The organism is Streptomyces sp. NPDC085927, assembly GCF_044540975.1.
GTDB classification, from domain to species: domain Bacteria; phylum Actinomycetota; class Actinomycetes; order Streptomycetales; family Streptomycetaceae; genus Streptomyces; species Streptomyces hirsutus.
On sequence record NZ_JBITSN010000001.1, the window covers coordinates 695,199 to 707,227 of the forward strand.

7 protein-coding genes are annotated in these 12,029 nt (G+C 71.8%); 1 reads left to right on the top strand and 6 read right to left on the bottom strand.

What is annotated here, in order from left to right; all coding sequences use genetic code 11:
• Nucleotides 1-241 precede the first annotated feature (241 nt).
• Entirely contained in the window at nt 242-1,504 is a 1,263-nt protein-coding gene (locus ACIF80_RS03155) for a hypothetical protein (RefSeq protein ID WP_399798668.1), read from the bottom strand.
• Nucleotides 1,505-1,754: 250 nt separating this feature from the next.
• Here ACIF80_RS03155 and ACIF80_RS03160 point away from each other — a divergent pair, with 250 nt between their 5' ends.
• Nucleotides 1,755-2,807, top strand: a complete 1,053-nt coding sequence (locus ACIF80_RS03160) for an LPXTG cell wall anchor domain-containing protein (RefSeq protein ID WP_399798671.1) — start codon at nt 1,755-1,757, stop codon at nt 2,805-2,807.
• Nucleotides 2,808-2,953: 146 nt separating this feature from the next.
• On the opposite strand, the gene ACIF80_RS03165 is transcribed toward ACIF80_RS03160, so the two are convergent.
• The 5 genes from ACIF80_RS03165 to ACIF80_RS03185 form a co-directional block, all read right to left on the bottom strand.
• Nucleotides 2,954-4,771, bottom strand: a complete 1,818-nt coding sequence (locus tag ACIF80_RS03165; RefSeq protein WP_399799413.1) for a GMC family oxidoreductase N-terminal domain-containing protein — start codon at nt 4,769-4,771, stop codon at nt 2,954-2,956.
• Nucleotides 4,772-4,991: 220 nt separating this feature from the next.
• The gene (locus ACIF80_RS03170; RefSeq protein ID WP_399798673.1) at nt 4,992-6,605 is read right to left on the bottom strand and encodes a succinic semialdehyde dehydrogenase; all 1,614 of its coding nucleotides are present in this window, start codon (nt 6,603-6,605) and stop codon (nt 4,992-4,994) included.
• A gap of 104 nt (nt 6,606-6,709) precedes the next feature.
• The gene (locus ACIF80_RS03175; protein ID WP_399798675.1) at nt 6,710-8,656 is read right to left on the bottom strand and encodes a serine/threonine-protein kinase; all 1,947 of its coding nucleotides are present in this window, start codon (nt 8,654-8,656) and stop codon (nt 6,710-6,712) included.
• An 81-nt stretch (nt 8,657-8,737) separates the two neighbouring features.
• Nucleotides 8,738-10,537: a serine/threonine-protein kinase gene (locus tag ACIF80_RS03180; protein ID WP_399798678.1), complete on the bottom strand. Its 1,800-nt coding sequence runs from the start codon at nt 10,535-10,537 to the stop codon at nt 8,738-8,740.
• Between the two features lie 84 nt (nt 10,538-10,621).
• Nucleotides 10,622-12,022, bottom strand: coding sequence for a protein kinase (locus ACIF80_RS03185; RefSeq protein ID WP_399798680.1), 1,401 nt, complete (start codon nt 12,020-12,022; stop codon nt 10,622-10,624).
• Between the last annotated feature and the right edge of the window lie 7 nt (nt 12,023-12,029).

Sequence of the window (12,029 nt, forward strand, 5' to 3'; positions counted from 1 at the left end):
GGGCCGTCCGGGGGGGGGGGGGGGGGCCCCCCCCCCGGGCGGGGGCCCGGGCGGGGGGGGCCCCCCCCCCGCCCCCCCCCCCCCCCGGCCCGGCGGGGGGCCCCCCCGCCCCCGCCCGGCGGGACATGTCCCGCCGGCCGGAACCACGACGAACGGGAGAACCGCAGCAGGGCGGGCCCTTTCGCCGCCGTACGGCCCAGCCCTCCACGGGCGGGTCCCGGCGCCCTGCACGAGGTTCGCGTCAGGTGCGGGAGACGGTGCCGCAGCCCTGGTCGGCTTCGCGTATCCCCTGGCTCCGGTCGTACGGGTCCCGTGCCTCCCCCGTCGGTGCGGGGCCGTGGGGCCGGTCGGTGAAGAACTGCGGGCGGATCACCCCGTCGCCGTCCCGGCAGTCGTCGTTGAAGATCTCGCTCTCGACGGCGAGGGGCCGGATGTGGCCGTCGGTCACCTGGAACCTGGCGGGATCCGCCGCGTCCACCTCGAGCATCCGGCGCACGATCGACCGGGTCACCTCGTCACCGCCGCCGGCAGGGGCCACCGCGTACACGAAGGTGTAGTCGGCCTTGACCACGACCTTCCCGGCGGTTCCCCGTACGGGCTCGAAGGTCAGACGGCCACGGACTCTCACATCGCCGACCGGTTCGACCTCGGCGGGGTCGAACCGGGAGAACGTCCACGTCGGGTCGTTCTTCCCGGTGGGCTTGCGCAGTCCGGCGCGCACCTCGGAGAGGTAATCCGCCGCCAGCGGGTCGATGAGGGCCAGGGCCTTCTTCGGCTCGGCCCCCATGAGCACCGCACGGTCGAGGTTCGAGGCGACCAGGAACTCCTTCGCCCCTTCCAGCGCCGCCTCGACGTCGGCGACGGGGACGCCGTTGACGGCCGCCCCCTTCCCCTTCGCCTCCACCTTCGGCAGTCGGATGGCGTCCGCTCCCGATCCCCACCGCGCGGCGGGCGAACCGGCGAACGGCCGCTCACGGGTGGGAACACCGGCCGGAGCGGCAGAGGGGGCACCGCTGGGACGGGCGGTCTCGGGAGCCAGCGGTACGACGGAGTCCGCGCTCGCCGCGTTCGCACCGTCCGAGGTGCCGGAGCCCTCACCGAGACCGCCGGGCAGCCAGGAGAGCGCGCCGGACGGGTTGACGGCGACCACCGCCACGGCCGCGGCCACCAGTACGCCGACGATGCTCCAGCCCCTGCGCCGGCGCGGGGCACGGCCGTTCACGCCCCGCTGGGCGGGACCGGTACGCCATCCCTCGGGCCGGGCGGGCGGGGCGGCGGACTTGTTCCGGCCCCAACGGCGTTTCCCACCGCCACCGCCCGCCCTGGCCTGCGCCTCGTCCATGGCACGCAGCCGCTCGGTCACCATCCGCGCCCGCGCGGACGGCTCCTTCGGAGCGGAGGCGCGGATGTCCCGCTCACTGTCCTCGACGAATTTGTCCCACACATCGTCGGGCAGGGAGGAGAGTTCCGGTCTCGTGGGATCTTCGGACGGCTGCTCGGGCACTGGGTGACGCGCTTTCTGTCAGGGGACACCGGATCCCGCCAAGGGGAATCGGAGGGTGAGCGTACGCCGGAACGGATCATCTCCCCCAAGTGATCCACCTCACATAAAAATTATGTGAGGACCGGGACAACCATTCACAGGGTTCGTAGATCAAACCACCGGAACCACGGGCCACTGCCGCGCCCCACCGCGGAGGCCTCCACCCGACGCGTACCGCCACCGGCGGTACTCCCGACTTCCCGAGGTCTTCATGAAGCTCCGCCGCGCCATGGCTGTTGCCGCCGCAACAGCAGTGATAGCCCCGGCTGCGCTCCTCGCGGCTCCGGCCGCATACGCCACCGAGTCGGCGAGCCCGTCGCCGAGCGTCACCGCGACCGAGTCGGCCGACGAGGACGGGGCGGAGGAGACGGACGCCCCGCCCACCTCGTCGGCCCCGGCCGAGCCGACCGACGGCGCGGACAACCCCGACGACACCGAGACCGACGAGCCCGGAACCGGTGAGGAGCCGGAGCCCACGCCCAGCGGCTCGGAGGACGAGACGGAGCCGGCCCCGAGCACCTCCGCCCCCGCGCCGAGCCCGTCCACGCCGGAGGAGTCGGAGGAGTCGGAGGAGTCGGAGTCACCGGACCCCGAGCCCTCCGCGTGCGAGGACACCAAGGTCGATGTCGGCATCTCCGGGCTGCCCGGCAAGATCTCCGCGGGCAGCGGCTGGCACGAGTTCTCGCTGGACGTGGTGAACAACTCCGACTCCACGCTCGAGGACCTCGACTACTTCGCCGGAGCCGCCGCCGACGCGGACGGCGCGGAACTGTTCAAGAGCAAGCAGGTCGAGCTGCAGGTCTGGGACCCGGACGGCAAGACCTGGACCGCCCTCGACGAGGGCGGCTACGCGGTCGGTTACATCGGCTACAGCACCGAGCTCGAGGCCGACTACCAGGTCAACATCCCGATGCGGCTCAACGTGAAGGCCTCGGCCCCGGTCGGCGCCGGCTTCACCCTCGGCGCGACCATCTACGGCGACAGCGACGGCGAGTGCACCGGCTACGGCTCCGTGTCGTACAAGTTCCAGATCGTGGCCGCCGGTAAGGACACGGACGGCACCAAGCCGCAGGAAGGCGGCAAGGCGCCCGTCACCGACAAGAAGCCGGTCCACAGCAACACCCCGAAGGTCACCGGGAGCCTCGCCGAGACCGGCGCCGGTTCCGATCTTCCGATGATCAGCTTCGTCGGCGGTCTTGCCCTCGTGGCCGGTACCGGTGCGGTGTACCTGGTGCGTCGTCGCAAGACCGGCGCGGTGGCGTAAACACGCCGCACGGCGGTCGACGCCGGACCAGGCAAGGAGAAGGACCTGCGCTCGGAGGGGGGCGCAGGTCCTTCTCCTTGCCCGGCCCTCCCCTTTCGGGGCCCTCCCCTTCCCCGCCTCTTTTCCCGTCTCTTTCCCGTGCCTTCCTACTTCTTCGGCGGCATCGCCGGCATCCCCAGGAACGGCAGCTTCAGGGCGCCGAAGGCGTCCGCCGGGACCACCGGGGACTTCGGCTCGACCGGCTGGAGCCGCTCGTATGCCGCGCCCTGCTCCGGTCGCCGGTCGGGCTCGCCCTTGTTGGGCCAGTACGACATCGCCCGTTCGGCCTGCGCCGTGATCGTCAGGGACGGGTTCACCCCCAGGTTCGCGGAGACCGCCGCTCCGTCCACGACCGAGATGCCGGGGTGGCCGTAGAGCCGGTGGTACGGGTCGATCACGCCGGTCTCCGGCGTGGCGCCGATGACGCAGCCGCCCAGGAAATGGGCCGTCAGGGGCATGCCCGTCAGCTCGCCGATGTTGGAGCCGGCGAACCCGTTGATCTCGGCGGCCAGGGCGGACGCGCCCTCCGTGGCCGCCTTGATCTGCTTGGGGTTGGGGGCGCCGTGGCCTTGGCGGGCGGTGAGCAGCCCGCGCCCCGGACCGGACGGCTTCAGGTACGTCGTCAGGGAGTTGTCCAGCGACTGCATCACCAGGGCGATGATGGTCCGTTCCGACCAGCGTCGGTTGGAGAGCGAACGCGCCATCAGCAAGGGGTGTTTCACCGCGTTGCCCAGCCAGCCCAGGACCCTGGCCGGCCCCGAGTTGCTGCCCGCGTAGGGGACCTGGAGGATCGAGAGGGCGCCCATCGAGTTGGAGCCACGGCCGTAACGGACCGGCTCGATGTGGGTGTTCTCGTCGGGGTGGATCGACGACGTGATGGCCACACCCCGGGTGAAGTCGGCCTTGGCCGAGGCCGACACCTTGCGGTAGTGGCGGTTGTCGGTCTGCGCGCCGACGAGGGCCTCGGAGTTGGTGCGGGTCAGTTCGCCCAGCTTGTCCGAGAGGCGCGGCAGCTGTCCGTTCGCCTTCATGCGGTGTAGCAGCGTCTGGGTGCCGTAGGTGCCGGCGGCCAGCACGACCCGGCGGGCCCGGAAGGTCCGGCCGCTGCCCTTGCGGCGGTTGTCGGTGGGGAGCGTGGCGACGGCGAATCCGCCCTGCGAGTCCTCCGTCACCGACACGGCCGTCGTCATGGGGTGGACGACCGCGCCGGCCTTCTCGGCGAGGTGCAGGTAGTTCTCGTTGAGGGTGTTCTTCGCCCCGTGCCGGCAGCCCGTCATGCACTCGCCGCACTCGGCACAGGCCCGGCGCGACGGCCCCGCCCCGCCGAAGTACGGGTCGGACACCTCCTGTCCCGGCTTCGCCTTCGTCTTCCCGTCGGCGTCCTCGCCGTCACCGAAGAAGACGCCGACGGGGGTCATGTGGAAGGTGTCGCCCACACCCATCCGCTCGGCCGCCGCCTTCAGATGCAGGTCGGTCGTGGTCGTCGTCGGGTTGAGCCGTACGCCCAGCATGCGCTGCGCCTGGTCGTAGTACGGCTTCAGCTCCTCCTGCCAGTCGGTGATGTCGCGCCACTGCGGGTCGTCGAAGAAGGCCTTGGGCGGTACGTAGAGGGTGTTGGCGTAGTTGAGGGAGCCGCCGCCGACGCCCGCCCCGGCCAGGACCATGACGCTGCCCAGGAGGTGGATTCGCTGGAGGCCGTACATACCGAGCCGGGGAGCCCACAGGTAGTTCTTCAGGTCCCAGGAGTTCCTCGGGAGGGACGCGCGGGTGAAGCGGCGGCCCGCTTCCAGGACGCCGACGCGGTACCCCTTCTCGGACAGGCGCAGGGCCGTGACCGAGCCGCCGAAGCCGGAGCCGACCACCAGGACGTCATAGTCGTAGTCGTGGTCGTACGCCGGGTCGGCGCCGGTGCCGGGAACGGGCACGGTGTCGCGGCCGGTGGCCGGCACGGCGTCGGGCGCGGTGTCGTGACCGGCGACGGGCTCGCCGCCGTGACCGGCGTCGTCCTGTTCCGGAACGGAGTTCTCCTGTGACACGTGCTCTCCTCGTCGAAAGCTGCGGGGCGGGGCTGTCCGCCGGGCGGGACTCTGTCGGCTGCGGTCGGCTGCGGTCGGCTGTGCGCGGCTGTCTGCGGCGCACAGCCGGCTAACGGAAGCGGAATGCCTTCATCAGGCGCAGGCTCCGGCTGATGAACGTCGCGTACTGCTCGTCGTCCATGCCGAAGGCGGGCCCCATGGGCAGCAGCCGCTGGTGGGCGACGGTCTGGGCCTCCGTGAACTTGAGAATGCCCTCGGAGCCGTGCCGGCGGCCGAGGCCGGAATCCTTCATGCCGCCCATCGGCGACTGGACGCTGCCGTAGGCGGGCGCATACCCCTCGTTGATGTTGACCGTGCCGGTACGCAGCCGGGCGGCCACCTCACGGCCGCGCCGGGCGTCCTTCGTCCAGACCGAGGAGTTCAGGCCGTACGAGGTGGCGTTGGCGCGTTCGACGGCCTCGTCGTCGGACCCGAAGCGGTAGACGGAGACGACCGGACCGAAGGTCTCCTCCGCACAGACGCCCATGGACTCCTCGACGCCGTCGAGGATGGTCGGCTCGTAGAAGTACGGGCCGATGTCCGGGCGTGCCGTGCCGCCCGTGATCACCTTGGCACCCTTGGCGACGGCGTCGTCCACGTGTCGGGTGACCGCGTCCAGCTGGCGTTCGCCGACCAGGGAGCCCATGTCGGCGCCGTAGGACAGGGAGGTGCCGAGGCGGATCGCCCGGGTCCGGGCGGCGAAGCGCTCCAGGAAGGCGTCGGCGACCGCCTCATGGACATACAGCCGCTCGATGGAGATGCAGAGCTGGCCCGCGGAGGAGAAACAGGCCCGGACGGCACCCGCGGCCGCCTTGTCCAGGTCGGCGTCCTCCAGGACCAGCATGGCGTTCTTCCCTCCCAGCTCCAGGGAGACGCCGACGAGCCGGGAGGCGGCGATCCGGGCGACCTCACGGCCGGTGCGGGTGGAGCCGGTGAAGGAGACGTAGTCGGCGCGCTCGACGACCTCCGGACCGACGACCGGTCCCTCGCCGAGGACGACCTGGAAGAGGTCGGCGGGCAGTCCGGCCTCGATCAGCAGGTCACGGGCCCACAGGGCGGTGAGGCAGGTCTCCGTGTCGGGCTTCATCACGACCGCGTTGCCCGCCACGAACGCCGGGAGCGCGTCGCCGACGGAGAGCTCGAGCGGGTAGTTCCAGGGGGCGATCTGGCCGACGACGCCGCGCGGGTGACGCCGTTCGGTGACCTTCGTGAGGGCCGGCATGGCGCCCGCGTGCCGCTTGGGCCGCAGGTACGCGGCGGCCCGGCGGCCGTAGTGACGGGCGGCGACGGCGACGCCCTGGACCTCCTCGTGGGCGTGCAGGCGGGCCTTGCCGGTCTCCAGCTGGATCAGGTCGAGCACCTCGGCCTGGCGTTCCAGGACCAGGTCGTGGAAGCGGAGCAGCACGGCGGCCCGCTGTCGTACCGGGGTCCGCTCCCACACGGCCTGGGCGGCCCGGGCCGCTTCGAAGGCCCGCTGCACGTCCTCGGGGGTCGACTCGGGCAGGTCGGCCAGTTTCTCACCGGTGAACGGCGTGTGGTTGGCGGTCCGCCCGGACCCGACGACGCCCTTGGTGAGCTGGGCGACCAGTTCGGGCGTGACCACGTCGACCGCGGTCCGGGCGCCCGCCGGGGTGGGGGCGAGAGGGTTGGTACCGGTCGTGTGCCGGGTCTGCGCGTCCGTCATGAGCCGCAGGGTATGCCCGCGCGAACACTTTGTGTACCCGTCAGTAACAGATTCACGGACTGCTCACACACCACGCCAGTGAACGCTGGCAACAAACCCGCTGATCAGGGCGTTGGCGACCGGACCACCCCGATCTCGAGCCGGTCGCGGGCGCCCTTGAACACCGCCGCCCCCTCCTTTTCCCTGGGCGTGCCCTTGGGCATGTCGACCCGGAGCTCGTACATGCGGTCGTCGTCGGCGAGGATCATCAGCTGCATGACCCGGATGCGCAGCTTGTCCGGGCCGTACGTCGTGTCGGCGAGGACGGCTTCGTACCCCTGGAAGCTGGTGCGGGTGTACTGGGTTCGCGCGTCCCCCTCGTAGGCGTCCCAGTCCGCGTGCGCCTGTTGCGCCTGGGCCATCGGGGACCGGGGGGCCTGGTCCCATTGGGTGAGGCGGACGTCGACGCTGTCCCGGGAGTTGCCGTCGTTGAACCCGTAGACCACGAGCCTGGGCTGATCGCGCGCACCGCTTTCCCGGGCGAACTCCTGGTAGCCGTGCGGGAGGGAGAGGACGGCGGCCATGGCGGTCTCGCGGTGGGCGGTCCAGAGAGGCGAGGCGGGGGTGGACGTGGGGACGGGCGTGGGGATGGACATGGGGGTGGCGGAGGCGGAAGCGCCGACGGTGCGCTCAGTGGCCGTCCCTGTGTCCGACATGAGGGTGGCGGCGGACCAGGCACCGCCTACGAGCAGAGCACCGAGGGCCGCCACGGGGGCGGGACGAAGAAGGCGGCGCGCGAGGGGCGAGGGCACGGGGGCTCGGGGAGGGGGAGTGCCAGAACCTGGGAGGTCGGGATCGGGGGTGGGCTCGGATTCGGATTCGGATTCGCGCTCGGGCTCGGAGACGTCGGGGATCGGCTCGGGCTCCGGGATCGGCTCGGACATCGACTCGAGCTCGGGCTCGGGGATCGGCTCGGGCTCGGGGATCGGCTCGGGCTCGGGGATCGGCTCGGACATCGACTCGGGTCCCAGCTCCGACCTCGGCTCCGGTACGCGTGGGCCGTCGTCGAGTGCGGGTCCGGGGAGCGGTGCCGCGGCGGAGCGGTTCAGCTGCACCGTGCCGGCATCGTCCGCCGACTCCCGTAGCCCGGAAGTGTCCTGGTCGCTCGCCACGGATACCGTCGACGCGGGCTCCGGCCACCTGCTCGTCGCCGCTTCCAGTGCCACGGCGACCTCTTCGGCGTCCGGCCGCTCCTCGGGTTCCTTCGCCAACAGCCTTACGATCAGCGGCCCGAGCGCACCGGCCTGTTTCGGCTCGGGCGTCTCCTCGGCGATGATCGCGGCGAGTGTGGACTCCGGCGTCGTACGGCGGAACGGGGACCAGCCCTCGACCGCGGCGTACAGCAGAACGCCGAGGGACCACAGGTCGGAGGCGGGGCCCGCGATGCGGCCGGACATCCGCTCGGGGGCGACGAACTCCAGCGAGCCGACGAACTCACCGCTGCCCGTCAGGGATTCCTCGCCCTGGACGTGGGCGATGCCGAAGTCCGTGAGGACGACGCGCCGGTGCGGTCCGAGCAGGATGTTGGCGGGCTTCACATCGCGGTGCACGATGCCGACGGTGTGGGCGGCGCGCAGTGCGCCAAGGACGGCGAGCCCGATCCGGGCAGCCTCGGCGGGCGGCAGCGGACCTCGGTCGAGCAGCTCGTGCAGCGACTCGCCTCGGACCAGCTCCATGACGATCCAGGGAAGTCCGTTGGTGCCGTCCCGCCCCTCCAGCTCCTTGACCCCGTCGTCCTCCACCACGACGTCGTGGATGACGACCGCGGCGGGATGGTCGACGCGGGCGGCGGCACGGGCCTCGCGGTGCAGCCGGTGGGCGGCCCGCCGATGCCTCTCGTCCCCCGGGTGGCCCGGTAACCGCGGCTGCTTCACGGCGACTTCACGCTGGACGAGTTCGTCGAGCGCCCGCCAGACGGTGCCCATGCCGCCGGAACCGATCCGCTCGATCAACCGGTAGCGACCGCCGATCAGGCGACCCCGGGCGCCCGTCGCACCACCGTCGTTGCTCATCCCCCATCAGTACCGTGCGAGGCGCCGCGTTGTCGACGCGGCGCCCGTACCGGGCACGGCACAGTCTGCGTCCCGCCCGGATCAGAGCTTGTCGACGTCCAGGTTGGCGATCACGGTCTCCGCCACTTCACGCCCGCGCTCCGTGAAGTCACCCTTGCCCGGGTAGCTGATGGTGAGCTTGTACATGTTCTCGTCGGACGTCATGTAGTAGAAGATGCGCATTTCACGGGGACGGGGGTTCTGGCTGTCGTTCGTCTTGTAGACGACGGTGTTCTCCGCGGCCTTCTTCCCCTTGTACGTGAGGTCCGGCTTCGGCTTCGTCACCGGGCCCTCCGGCATGTCGAGGTCGTAACTGCCGCTCTCCTTGAAGCTCTTGTTGTCGTCGTACATCTCGGCATCGGCGGAGGCCTCGATGTCGTTGCCGGTGTCCTCGGCCTTCCGGTCCAGCGTCAGACCGATCCAGATGCTGCCGCTGTGGTCCGTGTACCTGACCCAGTGCTCATCGGTACCGCCCAAGGACTTCTCCGGGTCGGGAACGGTGCGCTGGTAGTCCTTCGGCACCGACACGGACGCCGCGACGTCCTTCTCCTTGTGGGTCTTCCAGTCGTCCGGCAGCGGTCCCGCGAACGGGTCCGCGATCACCAGATACGCGGCCACCGCTCCGGCGACGACCGCCGCGCCCAGTCCGCCCAGCGTCTTGTAGCCGATCCGGATGCCCTTGCCTCCGGTTCCGGACCCGGAACCGGAACCGGTGCCGTCGCCGAGGCCCGAGGCGTGGACGATCTGTGTGGGTTGGGGTGCGGGCGGGTTCGCGACGGCGTCCAGCAGCGCACGTACCCGGGCGGCGTTCGGACGGTGCGCCGGGTCCTTCTGCAGCAGGCCCGTGATGACCTCGGCCAGCGGACCCTGCGCGGCGGCGGGCGGCGCGGGCACGGCGTTGAGGACGGACTGGAGTGTCGCGGGCGTGTTGCTGCGCCGGAACGGCGAGACGCCCTCCGTGGCCGCGTACAGCACGACACCGAGGGACCACAGGTCGGAGGCGGGCCCTGGACGCTGGCCCAGCACCCGCTCGGGCGCGATGTACTCGGGCGAGCCCACGAAGCCGCCGGTGTCGGTCAGGTTGGTCTCGCCCTCGATCTGGGCGATGCCGAAGTCGGTGAGGACGACCCGGTCGTGCCGGCCGAGCAGTACGTTGTCCGGTTTCACGTCCCGGTGCAGGATGCCGGCCGCGTGCGCGGCCTCCAGCGCGCCGAGCACCTCCAGGCCGACCCTGGCCGCCTCGCGCGCGGAGAGGGTGCCCTCCTCCTGCAGCACGGCGCCCAGGGAACGGCCCTGGACCAGCTCCATCACGATCCACGGCTGCCCGTCCACGACCGCGACGTCGTGGACGTTGACCACCGCGGGATGATCGAGCCGGGCGGCCGCACGGGCCTCGCGGCGCATGCGCTCGAACGCGTTGGCGCGTTCGCGTTCGGGAAGGTGGTCCGGGACGCGGGGCTCCTTGACGGCGACCTCGCGGTCCACCGTCTCGTCCGCCGCCCGCCACACCGTGCCCATGCCGCCGTGCCCGAGCTTGGAAAGCAGCCGGTAACGACCGGCGATGACCCGGCCGACGCCGGGGTCGTCCTGCGACGGCCGAGGGTGCGACGGCTCATGGCGGGACGGCTGTGACGGTGCCGGCGGAGGCGCCGACGGCCGGACCGGCGCCTGCTGGTGCGGTGGCGGCTGCTGCTGGGACTGCTGCGGAACCACCTGCGTGGGTGCCGCGTACGGGTTGCCCGGATGCGGCACGGACGCGGGCGGGTTCGGGTTCGGCGGTTGCAGACCAAAACTCGTTGGCTCGTCGGCCGCGCCGTGGCGGGCTCCCCCGTTGCTGCTCATGCTCCATCCATATCGCGCCAGGCCCTGGCGGAGCCACAGCGGGTGCCGTCCGGTCACAGACCCGTGACTCTGTCCGCGGCTTATTCACCTTTTATGCATGTACACGCCGGCCGAAGTCGTGCCGGACACCACAGAACCCGACAGCGGCACCACGACGGAAGAAGCCGGAGAGAACGGAGAAAACGCAGAAGCGGAGGGCAAGGGAGACGCGGGAGAAGCGGACGGGCCCGCCGTACGGGAGGGGTCGGCCGTGAGGGACGGGCTGTCCGCACCGCCCGTACGGGACGGGCGGGGCTCCGGAGATCGAGTCGCGGGAGTCAGCGGCCCGGTGCTCGGCGGCGTATCGCCCCCGCCGCTCCCGTCACCGTCGCGGTCCAGGAGCAGGACCGTCGCGGACACCCCGGCGCCCACCAGCGCGGCAACGGCCAGCGCTGCCACGAGCACACTTCTCGTGGGCCGCCCCGGCGAGCGCACGACGGTGACGGCAAGGCCGTCGGAGGCACGCCCCCACCCGGCCGCCCCTCCTCGTTCCGGGAGCGGCCGACGCGTCCGGCCCCGCCCGCGCACCGGATATCCGGACGGCGGGTATCCCGACGGCAGGTATCCGAGCGGCGGAGACTCCGGCGTGCGGCCCGTCTCGAGGAAGAACCGCAGCATCCCCTCGGCTCGGTCCGCGTCCAGCCGCCGGTCGGGGTCCCGCTCCAGCAGGCCGCGCACCACGGGCAGAAGCGGTCCGGCCTGCAGGGGCGGCCTTATCTCGTCGACCACGACCGCGTGCACGATCCCGCCGATCGAGTCCCGGCGGAACGGCGACTCGCCGCTGAGCGCCGTGCACAACAGCGCGCCCAGCGACCACAGATCGGACTCGGGTCCGGTCCTGGCCCCGGACATCCGCTCGGGGGCGGTGTACTCGGGCGAGCCGACGAAGGAACCGGACTCGGTGAGCGTGGTGGCGCCCGCGACCTGGGCGATGCCGAAGTCGGTGAGGACGACCCGGTCGGTGCCACACTCGAGCAGCACGTTCGCGGGTTTGAGATCGCGGTGCAGGACGCCCGCCGCGTGGGCGGCGCGCAGCGCGCCGAGCAGGTCGATGCCGATGCGCGCGGCCTCCACCGCGTCGACCGGGCCCTGGGTGGCGATACGGTCGGCGAGCGAACCGCCGTCGATCAACTCCAGGACGATGTACGGGCGCTCGTCGTCCTCGACGACATCGTGGACGACGATGATGTGCGGATGACTCAACTGGGCGAGCGCCCGCGCCTCCCGCAGGGTGCGGTCCCGCTGCCGCCGTGCCTCCGCCGCGGAGAGCGTCTCGTCCAAGGGGAGTTCCTTGACCGCGACGCCACGCCCGAGCAGTTGGTCCGTCGCCCGCCACACCACGCTCATGCCGCCGCGCCCGAGCCTCGCCTCCAGGCGATAACGGCCCGCGATGACACGGGCATTGTGCCGTGCGGGCCCGCTTCCGGGCTCCCCCTCGGTCACCATGGGCCCA